The following is a 19,617-nucleotide window of genomic DNA, read 5'->3' as shown; positions in this document are numbered from 1 at the left end:
CATGGCAACTTATATGTACCACAATTAACTCAAAAAAGAGAGCTTCCGCTTCAGAAGCTCCCCCAAATGCTATTTCCCCCCTGTAAACGAAATCCCCTTAATAAAGTACCGATTAAAGAATGCATACAACAACAGAACGGGAAGTGTAAACACCATTGATGCTGCCATGATGTAATTCCAATAGCTGACATACTGTCCTTTGAAGGTGTTCAACCCTAACGGCAAGGTATACATTTCTGTATCGGTCATGACGATCAATGGAGTCATGAAGTTATTCCAAAAGCCCATAAAGACAAAGATTGCCTGGGCAGCCAGGGCCGGTTTTGCCAATGGCAATACCACTTTAAAGAAGATACCGAAACGGCTGAGACCATCGATTTGGGCAGCCTCTTCCAGTTCCTTTGGGAAATTGATGAAGAATTGTCTCATCATGAAGATGAAGGTCGCATTGATCATGGCCGGTACGATCATCCCTTGATACGAATTAAGCCATCCGATTTCCTTTAAAATTAAGTAGTTCGGGATCATGGTGACCTGTGCAGGGATCATCAGGACAGCCAGGATCATGATGAACAGTGCCTTTTTTCCTGGAAAGCTCAACCTTGCCAAGGCATAACCCGACATAGAATTAAAAATGATATTCAACCCGGTACCGACTACAGCAATGAACAGACTGTTGAACAGCCATCTTGGAAACAACTCTTGTTTGATGAAGATTTGTTTATAATTGTCTAAAGTGAAATTCTTTGGTATGAAGTTCATTGTCCCGCTTATGATTTCTTCCAGCGTTTTAAATGAAGAAGACAGTGCCCAAAGGAATGGGATCAGGGTCGTGATGGCATAGCCAATCAAGACAATATACAGGAGACGTTTACTGAACGTCTTTTTCTTTGAATTCATGCTTTAGTCCCCCCATTAATAGAGTGATTCTTCTTTAGAGAATTTCCGTTGTATCAAGGTGGCCACCAGGATGATGAGAGCTAGTGCAAAGGCAAGGGCCGCTGCATATCCCATGGATCCCAATGATTTAAACGCGTATTGATAGATTAAGAGCACGACCGTTAACGTCGAGTTATTGGGTCCCCCGGATCCACCTGAGAAGATATACGATTGATCAAATAACTGGAATGTGCCGATGACTCCCATGATCACGACGAAAGATGTAACCGGTCTGAGAAACGGAACCGTCACATAGAAGAACTTCTGAATGGCATTCGCTCCGTCCAGTTCAGCGGCTTCGTATAACGAGTCGGGAATATCTTGAAGGGCAGCAAGATAAATGACCATGAAAAACGGAGCCGTCGCCCAAATATTCATCAGCATGATGGCATTCAAGGCTATATCGGGATCCCCAAGGAAATTGTAGGTGGGCAAACCGACTTTATCTAACACGTTATTGATCAACCCTTCTTTGTTGTACATCCACATAAAGATCAGGGTCAATACGGCTGAAGACGTTAACGTCGGCAAGAAGTAGACAATCCGGAACAGCTTCTCACCCTTTAAACCTGCATTTAACGTGGCAGCTAATACCAGTGCAAGGAAGGTTTGGGTCGGAACTACGATCAGCACATATTTGGCTGTGTTTTTCAATGCAATGATGGCCCGGTTGTCTTCCATGATCCGGGTAAAATTGTCGAAAGCCACAAAATCGAAACTCATATCACCAAGGAGTTGAACTTTATGAAAGGATAAAAAAATGGCGTATAGAATCGGTCCAATGATAAACACGGCTAATACCAGCAGTGTCGGTGACATAAATAAGTATCCTTGTCCTGCATCTTTTAATCTCTTTTTTGAAGATGGTTTGTTCATTCTTATCCCTACTTTCTCTCTGTCTCGTTAGACTACACCGATTACCTGTATTTTTTCCGCCAAGGTCTAAAAGCCAAGACCTAAAAAGAAAGAATACAGTCAATGGTAAAGTTGTACCTGACACCATCATGAGTGCCAGGTACCTTTAGAAAGATTATTGAATTTCGCTATTTGCCTGTTCCTGTGCTTCTTTCAGAGCTTCATCCAATGGGCGGTCTCCGAGGAAGGCTGCGATGAACTGGTTGTTAAAGTTATTCATGATGATCGGCAGATTCTTTCCTTCTGCCCAAACTGTTGCATATGGTGCTCCTGATACGAGGGCACCCCGTAATTCATCTTTGTCATACCCCAATTTTTCAGCAACTGACTTCCGTGTCGGAAGGGCAAAACCTTTGGACGTCCAAGTTTCCATTCCTTCTTTACCTGTCAGATAAGAAATCAATTCCCATGAAGCTTCCTTCTTTTCAGATGCAGCATTCATTACATATCCTACCGTGTAAGCCATTGTTCCTTTTTTTCCATCAATGGTCGGTAATTCAGCCGTTCCGTATTCTACATCAGGGAATGTATCCTCTAAAAATGGAATCGCCCAGTTTCCTTCGATGACCATGGCCGCTTTTCCTTGACCGAACATTTCTCCACCCCAGTTCGCTCCCACTTCTGAAGCCTGAGCAGAGGTTTTGTCTTTGTTATGCTGGTCGATGATTGGCTGAAGGGCATTCACCACTTTATCAGAAGCAAAGTTCGCTTGATCATCCTTCACGACTTCCCCACCCGTTGCCTGGGCGATGTGGTAAAGGCGGGCGAGCTCAGGAGCCACACCAAATCCATAGACGCCATCTTTCGTAAGTGCTTTTGAAACTTCCCGGAGTTCTTCCCATGTTTTCGGAACTTCGACACCCGCCTCCTCAAACATCTTCTTATTATAGAAGAGCGCTAAAGTACTGTAATCTTTCGGAAATCCATACGTTTTTCCATCGACTTGAAATGCTTCAAGCATCGGCTTTTCGAAATCTTTCACATCAAAGTCTTCCGTCACATAATCATCCAGTGGTTCAACAACCCCGGTATCAATCAGGGCAGGTGCTTCCAGGGCATCAAGATAGAAGACATCCGGCCCTTCTCCACCGATTAGTCTTGTTTTCAAGACATCCATGTACTGCTCAGAAATGACTTCGTGCTTCACATCGATATTTGGATGCTTCTCTTCAAAGTCAGCAAGTGTCTGCTTCAGGAGCTTTTGCTCTGAAGGATTCCCTCCCCAGCCTGCGAGGGTAATTTCGACCTTTTCACCATTTTCCCCGCCGTTTGAACTTGCTTTCTCATCCGAACCGCTGCAGCCTGCAAGCACTGACCCCACTAACATCGTCGTCATTCCTAAACTCGCCATCCACTTCATTTTCACCATTTCTTCCAACCCCTTTATTGATTTATAAAAAATAGGAAGCTTATTCCCAGGTGTACCTAAACTGTTTGTTTTTCTTTAACAATGTCATAGCCGGTTGAGTTTTCCATAATCGTGGTCTCTACTTTGTCCCCATTTCGCACCACGGAGAGAGAAAGCACTCCATCACCAATCGCTATATTTTGAACCGTCAAGGTATTCATCCCATTGAGTAAAATCGGATGTAAATGGATCTCTTTTTGAAGGCTGTTCGGGAAAAGCCCCAATAAAGATTGAACAAACACAAGAGGTGTCCCTGCTGCCCATGCTTGCGGAGAACATGCGACAGGATACTTTACTGCCTTTCCGATTGTTGACTCGTATCCACAGAATAATTCGGGAAGACGGTCGTATTCGAAATGATGGGACGCCTCAATCAGCCCACTCATGACCTTCTTGGCTTCAGCCGTTAATCCCAGCTTGCTTAATCCGAGCAAAGTCATACTATTATCATGAGGCCAGACACTTCCATCATGGTAGCTCATCGGGTTATAGCCAGCTTCCCCTTTCCCCATCGTACGGATTCCGTAACCGGAGAACATGCTGTCACCTGTTAATGTTTGACTGACTTTTTCAGCGCGATCACCTGTCATTATCTCGGAAAACAACACATGACCTGGATTCGATGTAATCGTACCTACCTTTTCTTTCTTTCGATCAAGAGCAATGGCGTAGAATTCAAGGTCATCCATCCAAAACTCCTGTTCAAATCGCTCTTGGAGATTTTTCGCTTCTGCCTTTAATCTGGAAGTTGTCTCATGGTCCTCAAGTGCTTCATAAATGGCAGCCAGTCCCCGTTTTGCCTGGTACACATAGCCTTGGACCTCTACCAGGGCAATCGGCGTATCCGCATAGTCTCCGTTTCGGTGAACGATGGAATCCCCGGAATCCTTCCAGCCCTGATTGGCAATTCCTTTGGAAGATTCCTGGTGATACTCAAGGAAGAGGTCTCCATCCCGATCTCCATATTGATCGATCCACTTTAACGCGTTCTTTACGTTGTCAGAAAGTCTTTGGAATGTGCCGAAATCCCCTGTCCATTTCACATACTCCGTTAGAAGGACAAGGAATAACGGAGTGGCATCAATCGTCCCGTAATAAGGCGTGAACGGAATCTGATTCGTATTTGCAAGCTCTCCGTAGCGAATTTCATGCATGATCTTCCCTGGTTGTTCGTCTCTCCAGGGATCCATCTTCGTTCCTTGCTCGCTCGCCATCGTGAACAGGGTACCTTTTGCAACCTGTGGCTGGAAGGCGATCATTTGCAGCGCCGCAATAAGACTATCCCGACCAAATGGAACCCCGAACCAAGGTAGGCCAGCTACAGGAAACTTTCCGTATCCAGTGTCGTTCAATAACACTCTAAGATCTGATAATCCTCTGTCCACCAGACGCTGAAGCGGTTCGTGATCGGTTTCTACCTTTGTTAACCCAGCGGACCATTCTTTATAAGACACTCTTAATCTTTGTAGAGCCTCTTCGACAGGTAAGATATCATCTCTCGTTTCCTCATTTTCCAAGGGCACGATCATAAATGTAATGGATTGCTCTTCCTCATGATGAATCTCCACTTGGAATGTGACCTCTCCGGTTTCATTCACATGTTTCGCCTCTGCATCCCAGTGAATGTTGGTCGCGCGATTGATACCGTCTGCCCCTTCGTATTGGAAGATGAGGGATTGATCTTCCACTTTCTGTCCGGTTCGTTTTCCTACCTTTCCCGTTTGGAAGCCGCGTACGATAAACATATCGTTAAAGTCCACATCGACTTCTATACTCAACTCAAACGAGACCGGCTTTGGGTAATAGTTTTTTGTTTTTATCGTTTCATATAAAACGTCATCATAAATAAAGCGCTTACGTTCAATCTCGACGGATTCTCGCCACAGAATAAGATTGCCCTCCTCTTCCTGGTGGGGATTTGTCGATAGAATCGTAGACATATAATTTTCAGATCCATCAGAATGTAATAGAATCGGTTTTTGATTATTGATTTTCACATTTAACTTGCTTAAATACCTCGTATCATTCTTGTATAAACCCAACCCGTAACTATGCTCTGAAGTGATATCTCCCTGTTCATCTGTAAGAAGAAATAAGTTGTTTTCTTTAATCACTCTGTAATTCATATCGGTTCCTCCTACTTTTACACATTGTTTTAACGATTTCCGAAACGTTTTGGAAAAAGTGTAAAAAAATATATCCATTTCACCCAAAACGTTTCGGATTTGCTCCCGAATAATGGCTGGTGCTTGAGATTACACACCAACTATTATTCGATTATACAGTTCGTACTTTCCCTCTCAATCAACTTTGTTTCCAGCACCATTCGATGGGTTTCAGATTGATTCGTTAACAAGTCCAATAATAATTTCGCAGCTTCATAGCCCAATTGAAATTTATTTTGTTGGATGGTCGTAAGCTTCGGGCTTACATACGAAGCAAGCAGGATATCATCATATCCAACAATCGAAAGATCTTCCGGGATTTTAATATCTAACTCTTTTGCAGCGTTCATTGCCCCGATGGCCATTAAATCACTGGCGCAAAAGAGGGCTGTGATTTCCGGGTTTGATGAAAGCAATCCATGTGCTGCTACCCTTCCGCTTTCTTCAGTAAAAGCACCGTTTACGATGTAGTCGGCTTTACTTTGTATTTGTGCTTGACGCAAGGCGGCATGATAACCTTCCAGCCGCTGCTGACTGACAAACGCAAACTCGTGCCCATTGATCATCCCGATGTTCCTGTGGCGCTGATCGATTAAATGCCGGACAGCCTTTTCAGCCCCCAACACATTATCCGTTGTCACATGACTTACATTCGTAGACTCAAGAGGAATATCGATCAATACACAGGGGATATCACTTTCCACCACTTCATGTAAATAAGGATCATCGGTTCTGATTCCCTGTATGATCACTCCATCCACTCTTCTTTCCTTGCAAAGCTGTGTGTAGGTCTTTTCTCGCTGCTTCGATGAATTTGTATTAAATAACACAAGGTCGTAATCAGAACCTGATACAAATTCATTAATGCCCGCAAGAACTTCCACAATAAAATTATCCTTCACACTTTCCTTCGTGAATCCCGAAACGAGTAATCCAATCGTTTTCGATCTCTTCATCACCAGACTCCGTGCAATGGAATTCGGGCTGTAATTCAACTCTTTTGCCACTTGGGCGATCTTCTTTCTCGTATCTTCATTGACATCCGAGTAACCATTCAACGCTCTTGACACCGTTGTAACGGACACCCCAGCTACTCTTGCAATATCTTTAATCGTCGTCACTTGCACATCTCCCAAAACGTTTCGGATTTCCTTTATCTGAATAGTACAACAGTTTGAAAGCGATTACAATATTATTTTTCTATAACGTTAGTAACTTTCCAGGATTCCTCCCTAAATATAAATGTCGACCACAATAAAAAAACAACGAATCCAAACGAATTCGCTGCTTCTTCCTCACTTTTTCCTGACTGGTATCCATATTTCACTTTTAAATGAATCAGACTTAACATCTTTACTTTCATTCCACAATATCTCCGGTCCCTCTGCTTGTTCATAGCTTGAAGTTGGAAACCATTCGGAATAGATTCTCCCCCATACCTGCTGCAATGTGTGCGGAAATGGTCCGACCGCTTCAAATACAGCCCAAGTTAGACGAGGGACATCAAGTTTCGATAAGCCTGCGGGGCATTCCTCCGTTGTGGCTGCACCAATATAATGATCAAGTTCCCCCTTCTCTTCCATCCTGCCTTCGGAAAAGTTGACGGATGCACTAATCAATCCTTGTGGTTCCACATTAGACAAACTTTTTAACCTCTTGATCATTTTCTCATCCAGGCTCCGCCACATTTCTGCAATGTCAGGGTTAACCCCATTAAACATGATCGGCACCCGCTTCATAATGCCAACAATGGAAAACGGTTCTTTCTCTACGATTCGATAATTCATTTCATTGCCTCCTCTGATGGATAACTGGAAGGTCATCGGTGGAAATGATTTGAGTGAATGGCCTTTCGCTTGTGACGGAGTGATCCCATGCATTTTTTGAAACACTCTCGTAAAGGAATCGGGAGATGAGTAGCCATATTTTAAGGCTATATCAATCACCCTTACATCTCCGTTTTGCAGCTCAAGGGCTGCCAGGGTCAAACGTCGGCGTCGGATATATTCCGACAGTGAAATCCCTGCAAGGAACGAAAACATCCGTTTAAAGTGATATTCCGAGCAATAGGCACGCTTTGCCACTTCTTGATAATTTATTTCTTCCGTCAGGTTTTCTTCAATATATTGTAAAGCGTCATTCATTGTCTTCAATGTATCCATTTCCATGACCTCCTTCTTCATAAGAATAGCAAGAATGAAAGGAATCAACCCGACATATCGTGCCATATGTTGCAGGATGTTAAAAAAAGACCTCCTCACATGAGAAGGCCACTTCATTTATTTCCTTGCTTCATGTACCTTGAGCATCTTCCCTTTTACCGTCGTTTTCTTCATGGCTTGTAATACCAACGGTCCTTTTCCATTGAGGATCTCCACATACGACAGGTTTTCCTGGATTGTGATGATTCCGATGTCTTCAGCCGTCACCCCATCAATTTTCGCAATCGTTCCGACAAAATCAACCGCCCTGATTTTCTTTTTCTTCCCGCCATTGAAATAGAGCTTCATGATGTCTCTGTTCAGCTGCTGACTTTTGTCCATTTTAAAATCGGGTTCCTCATCCAGCTTCCGTTCAAACTCATTTTTCGCATCAGCCACGGCATCCTGTGTAGGGCCCTCAAGCTTCGGGATCACAAATCCTATATACTCCTCAATCTCACCAAGGAACTTCTCTTCATATGGTGTGCAGAAAGTGATCGCTTTTCCTGTCTGACCAGCTCTCCCCGTTCTCCCGGTACGGTGTACATAGCTTTCTTTCTCCATGGGAATATCATAATTAATTACGTGGGTGATGTTCTCGATATCGATCCCCCGTGCTGCCACATCCGTTGCCACCAGGTATCGGAAATCTCCCCTCTTGAAATCGTCCATTACTTCGAAACGGGCTTCCTGGATCATGCCGCCATGGATTTTATCCACAGGGTAGCCTGACCGGTCCAACTCTTCACATAATGTATCCACATTTTCCTTCGTCCGGCAAAAGATGATGCAGCTATCCGGGTTTTCTACGGTCGTCACGTTTTTCAGAAGGGCTAGCTTATCCTCTTCTCTCACTTCGAGAACTGAATGCTCGATTTTATCCGTCGTGATGCCCGTTGCCTTGATTTCAATATGAACAGGCTGCTTCATATATTTATGGCAGAGTGTCTCCACATCTTCTGGAAGTGTGGCGGAGAATGTCAGCGTCACACGATCAGATGGCAGTTCCTGAATGATCGCTTCAACCTGATCGATAAAACCCATGTTGAGCATTTCATCGGCTTCATCAATGACAAGGTACCTAAGTTTATCCAGAGGAAAGGTCCCTTTTTCAATATGGTCGAGGACACGTCCTGGTGTTCCGACGACGACATGATTTTTCTGCTTCAACTCAAGCTTCTGGCGGTGAAAAGGAGATTTTCCGTATACTGCTGCCGCCTTGATCCGCTTGTATCTTCCAATGTTCGTGATGTCTTCTTTGACTTGTACCGCAAGCTCCCGTGTCGGAGTCAAAATCAGCGCCTGTGGTTTATTTTCTTCCCACTCCACCATCTCGCATAGGGGAATCCCGAAAGAAGCCGTCTTTCCACTCCCCGTTTGGGAACGGACAACAAGATCTTTTTTCTCCAAAGCAAGTGGGAGTACCTTGGACTGTACTTCTGTAGGAGCTTCATATCCTAAACCGGACAGCGCCCTTACAATCTCTTCACTGAGCGGATAATCCATAAATTGTTTATCTGACATATCATAACCTCATTTATTTTTTCTTATTTTCATAGGAAAGCGCCGATTCTATTCAATGAAAAATACCCTTTTAAAATTCTTTTAAAATTTATTTAGGTAATCCCCCAATAGTGTGTTATGCTTTACCTAACCATTTTTAACTTGTAACATGTTGTCTCCGGGACCGACGAACGCTGTCGGTCCCTTTTTATATCTAAAGCGCAGGCGGATCGTTCAGAGGCGACAAGCATAAGATGAATAGGCTGGGAAGGCGCTCTTTGCCTTCCTGGCCTATTTAGCTTAGGACCTCGAGCCTCTAGCCGCCGGAGCTGGATGAAACCTAAAGCGAAGGCGGCTCGTTCAGCCCCCACACAACCCCGCCCTAAGATTTTCACTCCCAATAAAAAAAGGACCCTCCTGAGAGAGTCCCTTCATCAAAAGCTATTACGCTTTGTTAACGTTAGTCGCTTGAAGTCCACGTTGACCTTGCTCAGTGTCAAATGTAACTTTTTGACCTTCGTCTAAAGATTTAAATCCTTCGCCTTGGATAGCTGAGAAATGTACGAATACATCTTCTCCACCTTCGATTTCGATGAAACCGAAACCTTTTTCTGCGTTAAACCATTTTACTGTACCTTCTTGCATATGTGTATCCTCCTGTGTGGATGTTATATCCACGATTTATTACTATCGTTGCTCAAGTTAGATATCAAAGGCGAAAAGTTTAAAACTTATTCTTTCCTTACAGACCGAACAAAAATAATTCTTACTAAGAATAACAGATAATCTCAAAAAAAGCAAATCTGTTCGAAAATCCACCTACAAACTCTCTACATAAAGGAATATCCCGCCCCTATGTCGAAAGTAAAGATATAAAGGGGATGGCCCAATGAATAAAAACACATTACTCAAAACGCTGAGTCAAGCAAGTCGCGGAAACTTTTTCACAATCGAACTTCCTGTGCAATCGGGAGAAGAAGCAGAAACCATCGAACAGGTGGCAGCTGAATTAGAAAGAGAGGGAAAGATCAAGATCAGGGAATGTACATCGAAGGAATCCTCCATCTACATCCAGGGAATTATAAAATACGCTTTAACATAACGTGTTGATGCCTCATTGCAGGCATCTTTTTTTACATAAAAAAGGACCCTCAAAAGAGAGTCCTTCTTTTTAAAGCAATTAGATTTTGTTAACGTTAGTCGCTTGAAGTCCGCGTTGACCTTGCTCAGTTTCGAATGAAACTTTTTGACCTTCGTCTAAAGATTTAAATCCTTCGCCTTGGATAGCTGAGAAATGTACGAATACATCTTCTCCACCTTCGATTTCGATGAAACCGAAACCTTTTTCTGCGTTAAACCATTTTACTGTACCTTCTTGCATGTGTGTATCCTCCTGTGTGGATGTTGCATCCACGATTTATTACTATTATTGCTCAATTAGATATCAAAGGCGAAAAGTTTAAATACTTTCATTCCTTACAGACCGAACAAAAATAATTCTTTCTTAGAATAACAGGAAATCGTAAAAAAAGCAAATCTATTTTTATCATTTTTTTAAAATGGGTTATTGAACAGTGATTTCCAAACACCATTATATAGAGAGAAGCAGAAAAAAAGCCCACTCCCCAAAGGAAATGGACGTGAATTCTTAATCTTCCTGCTTGTTCCCGTGTTTTACACCTTTACTCGTATAAGGCTTGTTGCTCTTTTTCTTATTGGCGCCTGCCTGCCACCGGTTCCAGCCTTTCTTGCCGGTGCCCTGGCCAGTTCCGCTCTTTTTCTTAGGTTTACTCATTTTTTCACTCCGTTATGATCAGGTTCGTTCTTTCAAGTTCGTCTCCATATCATAACACGGATTAGTGTAGCAGTGTACTTCTTGTTTATTCCACTTCTTATTTCTGCCCGGTATAAATGTGGATCGCATCCCGCAGGAATTCGGCCATACCGTCTTGTTCTGCATCATAATAAGCCTTGAACCGTTCATCATCCACGTACATTTGAGAGAGTCCAGCATGAGCTTCCTTGCTGTAATGCCCCCAATAGAAGGAAATCCACTGCCTGTGAAGATCAGCCGCTGTCTGTGCCATCTCACTTCCAGGGTCACCGTCTTGAAATGCTTCTCCTAGCGTTTTCTTGATTTCCTCCTCTAATCCCGTGACTTTTTCATACTCTTCCTGTGACATGTTCATAACTTTCGCGTTGGATTCGTCCACTCTCTTGTCACCATATTTCTCCCGCACTTCTTTCCCATACTTATTCTCATTCTCTTCCACCATACTCTGTTTGAATCCTTCAAATTTTTCTTTATCCCCCATAGTGATTCTCCCTTCCTTTCCACGCAATGTTTTATCGACATTCGCAATCAGTTGATCAAGCTGGTCGCGTCTGTTCAGTAACTTTTCCCGGTGTTCCCGTAATGCAAGTGTTGAGTCAAAGGCGGGATCATCGAGAATATCCTTGATGTCATCCAGTCCAACACCCAATTCTTTGTAAAAGAGGATCTGCTGAAGACGGTCGACTTCCTCCTGCCCGTAAATCCGGTATCCTGATGAATTGGTCCTTGCCGGCTTAAGAAGCTCAATTTCATCATAATAACGCAGTGTCCTCGGGCTCACACCAGCGATCTCCCCCAATTTTTTAACGGTATATTCCATGATGTCACCTCCTGACAATTCTTACTTTACAGGTTGACGCAGCGTGAATGTAAAGGGCTTTTTTGAAAAAAAGTCCGAATGTGACGGGGGTATCCTTTCCCCCGGATTCCCTTGAAAATAAGGTGCCAGTCCGATATATTCTTAGTATAGTCACTTTGAGTATAAGGTTGTGTTGAATATGCGAATTAATAAATATATCAGTGAAGCTGGAAAGGCATCAAGACGCGGAGCCGATAAGTTGATCACAGAAGGCAGGGTCACGATCAATGGACGGGTCGCGAAGATCGGTGACCAAGTGAACCCCGGAGATGATGTGCTGGTGAGCGGTGCCCCTGTGAGGGTCGCCCGGAATAATGTATACATCGCTTTAAATAAGCCTGTCGGAATCACGAGTACGACAGAAAAAGGGGTCAAGGGTAATATTGTGGATCTCGTTAATCACCCCTTGCGAATATTTAATATCGGAAGACTGGATAAGGACTCCGATGGCTTGATTCTCCTGACGAATGACGGAGATATCGTCAATGAAATCCTCCGTGCGGAAAATCAGCATGAGAAGGAATACATCGTCACGGTTGACCGCCCGATTTCAGAAGACTTCCTCAAACAGATGTCAGAGGGCGTCAAGATTCTTGGAACGAAAACATTGCCATGTAAAGTCGAACAGATTTCGAAGTATGTCTTTCAAATCACCCTAACCCAAGGATTAAACCGACAGATCCGCCGCATGTGTGAAGCTCTTGGGTATGAGGTGTACAGACTTCAGCGTACTCGTATCATGAACATTCAGTTGGGAAATCTTCCTGTCGGACAGTGGCGGGATCTTTCCAAGAAAGAGAAGACGCGCTTGTTTCAGGATTTGGATTACGAACCGAAGGAATGGTAATAACAGACAGGTCCGGTGCCTTGACTTCCAACAGTCAAAGCACCGGACCTTTTTTATCCTGTCCCGCTTCCAGAAAACGAATGGATTTTCTCTTCTTATTTTCGACAATATACGCTATTATTAAATAGTTTAGAAATTCTAACTAGATTTTGTGGAGGTTTGAGAACGCATGGTTTTCAAGAAAAAGGATAAATTCGCTATTCTTCTTAGTCAAATAGCTGGTAATTTGAAAGTGAGTGCGCATTATTTTGCTGATTATAAACTGAATAATGTGAGTGATTTAAAAGAATTTTCAGGTACGATGAAGGACTATGAAACAAAAGGGGACTCTTTTGTGCATGAGGTCATTTTGGACTTGAATAAAGTCTTCATCACACCGATCGAACGGGAAGATATCCTGGCACTTGCTATGAGCATGGATGATGTTCTGGACGGGCTCGAGCACACATCCGCTATGTTTGAAATGTATTCCATCACTCAGGCAGACGAATATATGCTGAAGTTTGTCGAAGCGATCCGCCAATGTTCCGATGAGATTGAATCGGCTGTCGAACTGCTTTCTACAAAAAAATGGCTTCAGATCAGGGAGCATGCCATAAAGATCAAGGATTACGAATCAAAATGTGATGGGATTCTCCGTCAATCCATCAAGCATCTCTTTCATACGGAAAAGGATCCAATCCGTATCATTCAATACAAGGAGATCTATGAGGAGCTTGAGGAAATCGCAGATTATTGCCAGAATGTGGCCAACACGTTTGAAACCATTATTATGAAGAATGCATAAGGAGTCTTGCAGGAATGGATACAATCTTAATTTTAACCATACTTATCGTTGTGGGAGCCCTAGTATTTGATTTCATCAACGGGTTCCACGATACGGCCAATGCCATTGCGACCGCTGTATCAACAAAGGCACTGAAGCCTCGGCATGCAATCATCCTGGCAGCAGTCATGAACTTCGCTGGTGCCCTCGCTTTCACAGGAGTCGCCAAAACGATCACCAAGGACATCGTCGACCCCTTTTCCCTGGAGAACGGGACGATTGTCATCCTGGCAGCGCTTCTTGCAGCGATCACATGGAATTTAGTGACGTGGTATTACGGGATACCAAGCAGTTCCTCCCATGCGTTGATAGGGGCGATTGCAGGGGCTGCCATTGCGGCGGCAGGTGTCTCTGCACTGAATTATAAAGGGTTCATCAAAATCATTCAGGCGTTGATTTTTTCACCTATTTTGGCTTTTGTAATTGGTTTTATCATTTATAGCATATTCAAAGTCGTCTTCAAGAATCGGAACCTGGCGAAAACGAACCGGAATTTCCGTTCGATCCAGATTGCGACCGCGGCCCTTCAATCTTTTACCCATGGAACAAATGATGCGCAAAAAGCGATGGGGATCATCACCATGGCCCTGATCGTGAACAATTATCAAACCTCCGATGATATACAGACGTGGGTTCAGGTTTCCTGTGCCACGGCCATGGGACTCGGGACTTCGATCGGCGGATGGAAGATCATCAAAACCGTCGGTGGAAAGATCATGAAGATCCGACCGGTAAATGGAGTGGCAGCAGACTTGACGGGTGCAGCCGTCATTTTTGGTGCAACGGCGATTCACTTACCTGTCAGTACGACACACGTCATCTCCTCTTCCATCCTTGGTGTGGGTTCCGCTCACAGATTGAAAGGTGTAAAGTGGGGAACGGCTCAAAGAATGTTGATCACGTGGGTCATCACATTACCCATCTCGGCAAGTCTCGCCGCCATCTTCTTTTATATCTTGAATGTATTTTTCTAATAAAAAAGGAAGTCAGAAGGGAATCCCCTTCTGACTTCCTTTTATCGTTTCAGATGATGACAAAAAAACCAAAAAAATGAGCCAACTCCCCACTGAGATTCTGTGAGGAGCTGACTGACCAACCTAATCACCCTGTCGGATGCTTCATCTTATCCATGATCATCGTAAAATAATTCTTCTTCACCGGTCCGGATGCATGGGGGATTTCGTATAATGCAGGTTCTTTTTTCTCCACGAGCTTTGAGGAATATACTTGTGTTCCCTCCATCATCCGGCGAATGGAAGAGGTCAATTCTTCACTCGGACTATCCTTCAATAAGTAACCGTCTGCACCCGCATCCTGTACCTTTTCAAGATTCCCCTCTTTAGGGAATGTTGCGAGTACGAGCAGTCGACATTCCAGCACTTCCAGAGGTCCGTCCCTCAGTAGATGTTCGATGTTAAGGATAAGGAGGTCTGGTTGCATGGAGTGGATGAGTTCCAGTGCATGCTCCCTGTCCCTCGCCTTCCCCACTACTGCCATGTCTTCTTCAAGGTTCAAGAGCGAGCCTATTGTCCCTAACACCCATTCTTCATCCTCTGCTATCACAATGCGAATCATATGCGTCCTCTCCTTTTAACACCGTATCAAGTAAAGACTCTCCTTATATGAAGGTTCATAAGGAGAGTCGGCTCTGTTTATAATTCAGGTTTGGCTTCTGTAGAAATGCGAGAGTTCGATTTCCTTGAGGATTTAAGACCTCTAAAGCTTACAAACGTCTTATTTTCTTCATCCCATAATTTGAAGCGAAGAGATTTCAAGCTCGTTACGAGTGAAATCGTCGGTACATTCTGTAAGGGCTCCGTGTTAACATGAGCCTGTTCCAGCTTGTAATTCGGCACCCTTGGACTCAGGTGATGGACATGGTGATAACCGATATTCCCTGTCAGGAACTGCATGATTTTCGGAAGTTTATAAAAGGAACTTCCCTCAACCGCTGCCAAAACATACTGCCACTCTTTGTCTTCTTCAAAATAGGAATCTTCAAACGTATGCTGTACATAAAACAACCAGATTCCGATCGAGCCTGAAACCATGAAGATCGAACCTTGTACGAGCAGGAATTCCTGCCATCCAAGCATGACAGAAAGCAGTGCAATGAGAGCCACGATGATGACATTCACTAAATACGTGTTATTGCGTTCTTTCTTACGTGCATTTTTACGATTGAATCGATTTTTCAAAAGGAATACATAAATCGGTCCCAGAACGAACATGACGAACGGATTACGGTAAAAACGATAAGCTAAACGTGTTTTCAAAGGTGCTGCTATATATTCTTCGATGGTAAGGGTCCAGATATCACCTGTTCCTCGTTTATCCAGATTTCCACTTGTCGCATGGTGGACGGCATGATCATGTCCCCACTGATCGAATGGGAACAGTGTCAGGACACCCATGGCCGTTCCGACTGCCCGATTGGCTTTACGGCTTTTAAAGAAAGAGAAATGGGTGCAATCATGAAAGATAATGAAGATCCTCGTCAAGAATCCTGCGGCAATCACGATTGGTACGAGTGCGAGCCAGTATGATACTGACAGACTTTGATACGCAAGGAACCATAATAGAAAGAATGGTCCAAGCGTGTTGATCATCTGCCATACACTTTCCTTCGTTGTAGACTTTTCATAAGGAGCAACTTCTTTTTTCAGCGTTTTTATATTTGTCATGTCATTATTCCCTTCGTTTAAGGCGTTGATTTCATTATAGGATAAGAGGAATCATCATGTTAGTAGTAGGTGTCATATGCTGGGCATGACAAATGTCATAAGGGAGAAAATGTCATGCGTTTTCATTGCCCGGAACCGTTGATAATCCTGACTTCCTCTCATTCAGCCAACCGTTCACTTAACTTTATTATTATTGGCAAAAAGAAATATATTCTTGTTTTGGTGAAAAAGTGTCATAAAAAAAAGCGCGGGAACAAACTCCCACACTCATTACGAACACACCAATATTTGTCTGACAAATCTTCCTTTACTTACTTCACAACGGTCGATAATATCGAAGTCCGCTTTCCCAACGTTGCTATCTACATCTTCCAACGTCACGATCACGACCTTATCAGCGAATCGTCTCGCACTCTTCAGCATTTCCAGTTGTTCATCTTCCGTTATGACGGAGCAGAGATTATATGGCAGGTCAATGACCGCGACATCGTAACTCCCCGATACATCATTGATGTCTTTTAATGACACATTCCCTTGGAGTCCAAAATGATCGATATTCTCCCTCACTCCATCGAGGATCAATGGGTTGCGGTCACTGCCCACAATATCAATCCCCATGGACAAGGCTTCTACAAGTACCGTCCCGATCCCACAGCAAGGATCGATCATTTTGATCCCTTCCGTTTCGGGAGCCGCAATATTCACGACAGCTCTTGCTACACGGGTACTCAAAGCTGTGGAGTAACTATGTGGCTTTTTCACGTGGTGCAGCCAAACGGCTTCGTTTTTCATATAATGCCCAAACACCCAGCGGTCACCTGTGTTGAGGACTCCATACCAGATGTCAGGATTGACTAGTTCTGCTTCGCCTTTCAGGTGAAGCCCGACTTCCTTTTCGATTCTTCTCAGTTTCTTGAAACCTACTCTGTCGACATCGGGATTCTGTACGAACACGACTTTGAATCCATCCACTGCTTCCAATCGGTGTATTTCTTTCAGTAATTCTTCAAATTCAGAACCTTCACAAATGACTTCAAGCCTCTCCCGAATAAAAGGACTCCTGCTGGGATCTATTTTCACCGTGCTTTCAAGAACACTGGATTCCGAATTCACCCCAAACAATGTGCGTCTTTCCAGTGCACATAGGGATTCTTCGTTCGGTTCCCATGAATACGTATATAAATAGTTTTTCGTTTCTATTATGACCAACTCCGTATGATGTACAAAATGAGATGTTGCATTTCATCATTGTAACACAAAAAGGGAAGGAGCCTTCTCCAGGTTCCCTCCCTTTCATTGAAATGGAGTTAAATCTCCATTTCCCAACGCTCTGCCTGAGTCTGTTTCAACTGTCTTTCCGTTTCTTCGGGGTAAACCGTACGGAATTTGTGATTTTCAGCAGGGATGATTTCAATCATCTTTTGGATCATATCCTCAGGATCGAACTGGTCTTCCAAGCCCTTCTGCTGTTCGAGAATATCTTCTTTTCTCGTGTAATTCTTCTCATCATCGAACCATTTCCAGATTTCTTCCCCGCTCCGCTTATTGAATCCGGTTTCGAAGGCACCTGGATTGATGGTGGCAACTTTCACTCCAAATTCTTCAAGCTCGGACTTCAAGGTTTGGGCAATCCCTTCAATGGCGTGTTTGGTTGCCGTATACGGCCCAACATATGGTGTTGCTGAGATCCCGGCCATAGAACTCATGAACACGATTTTCCCGCTTCCTTTCTTCACGAGCTTTCGGGCCGCCTGCTGAACCGTTTCCAGGGTAGCGAAGACATTCACTTCAAACAGGGCACGAAACCGGTCCATCGGCACTTCACCAAGTGGTCCCCCCTCATTGATAGCCGCATTCGCCACGAAAACATCAAAATCATACTTCGAGATTTGCTCGCGGTCCCTTGCATTTGTTATATCAAGCTTAAATACCTCCATATTCAATCCTTGTTCATCCGCTTCTCTCATTAGATCAGTCTTTTGAGAGGTAAGTTCTGTCGTCGCAATGACACGGTGGCCCTTCTTGGCAAGACCAAGAGACGCTCCCTTGGCGAGACCGCTTCCCGCGCCAGTAATGAAAATTGTTTTACTCATTCTGTTTCCTCCTCGGCGTTCTAGTATAATATGTTCTTCCCTTTAACAGAATCAGTAAAACTTTTTCAATTTAAAAGGGACCGGCTAATGGCCGGTCCCTCATGATGAATTACTCCATCTCTCTAATATACTCTTTCACTACTTCATACACATACCCTTGGTTCGCAGTAGCTGTGTCAGGATTGTATGCTCCGCCGTTCGTCTTGTTATTAGACAATATACGGATTCCAAGGAATGGCACGTCGTATGCACCGGCGATTTGTGCCGCCGCTGCCCCTTCCATTTCCTCTACGGATGTTCCGTATTTATCGTGGAACCATTGGATACGGTCGACTTCGTTATTCCACACGTCTGCAGAACCGATTGTTCCTTCGACCACCTTGCCTTCTTTATATGTGTCCTTTACGGCATTAGCAGCCGCAAGCAGTGCCTCGTCACCATCGAAATAACGGATTTTTTCTGCATCTGGGTCTTCCCCGGCACTTCCTTCAGATGCCATCAGGTCCATCGGCTTCCATGCTGTTGGATCGATTCCTTCTTCATCTGCTCTGCTTCCGGTTTTCAACGAGCCCAGATTGACGGTTCTTTCACCGAGAACAATATCAAAAACATTCAATGCCGGATCGTGGCCACCTGATGTCCCTTGGTTGATGATGGCTGCTGGATCATATTTTTCAATGGCGACTGCCGTGGCTGCGGCTGTATTCTCCATTCCTTTACCAGTCTTTGCGACGATGACCGGGTAATCGTCCAGTGTTCCTTTATAAAAAACGAATGAGCCGGATGTTTCTTCCTTCACATTCTTAAGTTTTCCAGCGAATTTTTCAGCTTCAATGGGCATCGGTCCCTGAATCAGGATCGGCTGCTCTTCCTTTTTATCTTTCGCTTCCGTTTTGTGCGTTGAACTGCACCCCGTAAATAATGATAAACCTAGTACAGATACTGCTGCGAGTGATGCGATTTTCTTTTTCATTTGTCTCTCTCCCTTTTCTGGATGATTGGCTCCCGTTGATTTCGGTCAAAAGAAAAAGACCTGTCATGGCAGAATGCATCTACCCTCCAGGTCTCAATAGTCAAAGTAAACGAAAAAGACGGCAAACAGGCCGAAAACCGAATACTTCAACTCGTAGTCTGGTTCTTATAATGGGAACCAGGTAGAAACGCTCAGACCATATTACCGAGGATATACGAGTAACGATATGTAATGGTGGTACGGTGTTACTATAACAAACCCTCTCATTTAAATCAATCAAAATACGAATTTTAATTTTAAAAATTATATAATCGTTCGTGTTTTAGAAAATACCTCTTTTTCAGATTGAAAGCGTTACATTTGAAATCTT

20 protein-coding genes and 1 riboswitch are annotated in these 19,617 nt (G+C 43.8%); of the genes, 4 read left to right on the top strand and 16 right to left on the bottom strand.

What is annotated here, in order from left to right; all coding sequences use genetic code 11:
* Positions 1–69: 69 nt before the first annotated feature.
* The 8 genes from AM506_RS07145 to AM506_RS07105 form a co-directional block, all read right to left on the bottom strand.
* Positions 70–900: a carbohydrate ABC transporter permease gene (locus AM506_RS07145; RefSeq protein ID WP_060671797.1), complete on the bottom strand. Its 831-nt coding sequence runs from the start codon at positions 898–900 to the stop codon at positions 70–72.
* 15 nt (positions 901–915) lie between these two features.
* On the bottom strand, positions 916–1,815 hold the full coding sequence (locus AM506_RS07140; RefSeq protein ID WP_060671796.1) for a carbohydrate ABC transporter permease: 900 nt from the start codon (positions 1,813–1,815) through the stop codon (positions 916–918).
* Positions 1,816–1,969: 154 nt separating this feature from the next.
* Positions 1,970–3,223: an ABC transporter substrate-binding protein gene (locus tag AM506_RS07135; protein ID WP_060671795.1), complete on the bottom strand. Its 1,254-nt coding sequence runs from the start codon at positions 3,221–3,223 to the stop codon at positions 1,970–1,972.
* Between the two features lie 56 nt (positions 3,224–3,279).
* Positions 3,280–5,388, bottom strand: coding sequence for an amylo-alpha-1,6-glucosidase (locus AM506_RS07130; protein WP_060671794.1), 2,109 nt, complete (start codon positions 5,386–5,388; stop codon positions 3,280–3,282).
* 143 nt (positions 5,389–5,531) lie between these two features.
* Positions 5,532–6,548, bottom strand: a complete 1,017-nt coding sequence (locus AM506_RS07125) for a LacI family DNA-binding transcriptional regulator (RefSeq protein ID WP_060671793.1) — start codon at positions 6,546–6,548, stop codon at positions 5,532–5,534.
* A gap of 174 nt (positions 6,549–6,722) precedes the next feature.
* On the bottom strand, positions 6,723–7,589 hold the full coding sequence (locus tag AM506_RS07120; protein WP_060671864.1) for an AraC family transcriptional regulator: 867 nt from the start codon (positions 7,587–7,589) through the stop codon (positions 6,723–6,725).
* A gap of 117 nt (positions 7,590–7,706) precedes the next feature.
* Positions 7,707–9,152, bottom strand: a complete 1,446-nt coding sequence (locus tag AM506_RS07115) for a DEAD/DEAH box helicase (RefSeq protein WP_060671792.1) — start codon at positions 9,150–9,152, stop codon at positions 7,707–7,709.
* A gap of 423 nt (positions 9,153–9,575) precedes the next feature.
* A complete protein-coding gene (locus tag AM506_RS07105) occupies positions 9,576–9,776 on the bottom strand; it encodes a cold-shock protein (RefSeq protein WP_060671790.1) in 201 nt (66 codons plus the stop codon).
* A gap of 244 nt (positions 9,777–10,020) precedes the next feature.
* Between AM506_RS07105 and AM506_RS07100 the strand changes: the two genes are divergently transcribed.
* The gene (locus AM506_RS07100) at positions 10,021–10,233 is read left to right on the top strand and encodes a hypothetical protein (RefSeq protein ID WP_060671789.1); all 213 of its coding nucleotides are present in this window, start codon (positions 10,021–10,023) and stop codon (positions 10,231–10,233) included.
* A gap of 78 nt (positions 10,234–10,311) precedes the next feature.
* Here the strand turns inward: AM506_RS07100 and AM506_RS07095 are convergent, their stop codons facing one another.
* The 3 genes from AM506_RS07095 to AM506_RS07090 all read right to left on the bottom strand — a co-directional run bounded on the left by AM506_RS07095 (position 10,312) and on the right by AM506_RS07090 (position 11,785).
* Entirely contained in the window at positions 10,312–10,512 is a 201-nt protein-coding gene (locus AM506_RS07095) for a cold-shock protein (protein ID WP_034762311.1), read from the bottom strand.
* A gap of 267 nt (positions 10,513–10,779) precedes the next feature.
* On the bottom strand, positions 10,780–10,926 hold the full coding sequence (locus AM506_RS22035; RefSeq protein WP_082386265.1) for a DUF3934 family protein: 147 nt from the start codon (positions 10,924–10,926) through the stop codon (positions 10,780–10,782).
* A 97-nt stretch (positions 10,927–11,023) separates the two neighbouring features.
* Positions 11,024–11,785 (bottom strand): MerR family transcriptional regulator, encoded by a 762-nt coding sequence (locus tag AM506_RS07090; RefSeq protein WP_060671788.1) that lies wholly within the window; start codon positions 11,783–11,785, stop codon positions 11,024–11,026.
* Positions 11,786–11,963: 178 nt separating this feature from the next.
* Here AM506_RS07090 and rluF point away from each other — a divergent pair, with 178 nt between their 5' ends.
* The 3 genes from rluF to AM506_RS07075 all read left to right on the top strand — a co-directional run bounded on the left by rluF (position 11,964) and on the right by AM506_RS07075 (position 14,471).
* Positions 11,964–12,671 (top strand): 23S rRNA pseudouridine(2604) synthase RluF, encoded by a 708-nt coding sequence (gene rluF / locus AM506_RS07085; RefSeq protein WP_060671787.1) that lies wholly within the window; start codon positions 11,964–11,966, stop codon positions 12,669–12,671.
* A 169-nt stretch (positions 12,672–12,840) separates the two neighbouring features.
* A complete protein-coding gene (locus AM506_RS07080) occupies positions 12,841–13,458 on the top strand; it encodes a DUF47 domain-containing protein (RefSeq protein ID WP_060671786.1) in 618 nt (205 codons plus the stop codon).
* A 14-nt stretch (positions 13,459–13,472) separates the two neighbouring features.
* Positions 13,473–14,471 carry an inorganic phosphate transporter gene (locus AM506_RS07075; RefSeq protein ID WP_060671785.1) on the top strand — a complete coding sequence of 333 codons (999 nt, stop codon included), beginning with the start codon at positions 13,473–13,475 and terminating at the stop codon, positions 14,469–14,471.
* A gap of 127 nt (positions 14,472–14,598) precedes the next feature.
* Here AM506_RS07075 and AM506_RS07070 read toward each other — a convergent pair whose 3' ends face one another.
* The 5 genes from AM506_RS07070 to AM506_RS07050 all read right to left on the bottom strand — a co-directional run bounded on the left by AM506_RS07070 (position 14,599) and on the right by AM506_RS07050 (position 19,247).
* Positions 14,599–15,072: a response regulator gene (locus AM506_RS07070; RefSeq protein ID WP_060671784.1), complete on the bottom strand. Its 474-nt coding sequence runs from the start codon at positions 15,070–15,072 to the stop codon at positions 14,599–14,601.
* A 77-nt stretch (positions 15,073–15,149) separates the two neighbouring features.
* Complete coding sequence (locus AM506_RS07065) at positions 15,150–16,181, bottom strand: fatty acid desaturase (RefSeq protein ID WP_060671783.1); 1,032 nt, start codon at positions 16,179–16,181, stop codon at positions 15,150–15,152.
* A 270-nt stretch (positions 16,182–16,451) separates the two neighbouring features.
* Positions 16,452–17,294 carry a TRM11 family SAM-dependent methyltransferase gene (locus tag AM506_RS07060; RefSeq protein ID WP_327205523.1) on the bottom strand — a complete coding sequence of 281 codons (843 nt, stop codon included), beginning with the start codon at positions 17,292–17,294 and terminating at the stop codon, positions 16,452–16,454.
* Between the two features lie 194 nt (positions 17,295–17,488).
* On the bottom strand, positions 17,489–18,274 hold the full coding sequence (locus tag AM506_RS07055) for an SDR family oxidoreductase (protein ID WP_060671782.1): 786 nt from the start codon (positions 18,272–18,274) through the stop codon (positions 17,489–17,491).
* Between the two features lie 109 nt (positions 18,275–18,383).
* Complete coding sequence (locus AM506_RS07050) at positions 18,384–19,247, bottom strand: 5'-methylthioadenosine/S-adenosylhomocysteine nucleosidase (RefSeq protein ID WP_060671781.1); 864 nt, start codon at positions 19,245–19,247, stop codon at positions 18,384–18,386.
* A 134-nt stretch (positions 19,248–19,381) separates the two neighbouring features.
* Positions 19,382–19,485: riboswitch (purine riboswitch) on the bottom strand.
* Positions 19,486–19,617 lie beyond the last annotated feature (132 nt).

The organism is Rossellomorea vietnamensis (assembly GCF_001305855.1).
Lineage (GTDB): Bacteria > Bacillota > Bacilli > Bacillales > Bacillaceae_B > Rossellomorea > Rossellomorea vietnamensis_A.
Note: the sequence above shows the minus strand (reverse complement) of the source record. Positions and strands in the feature narration are given on the sequence as shown.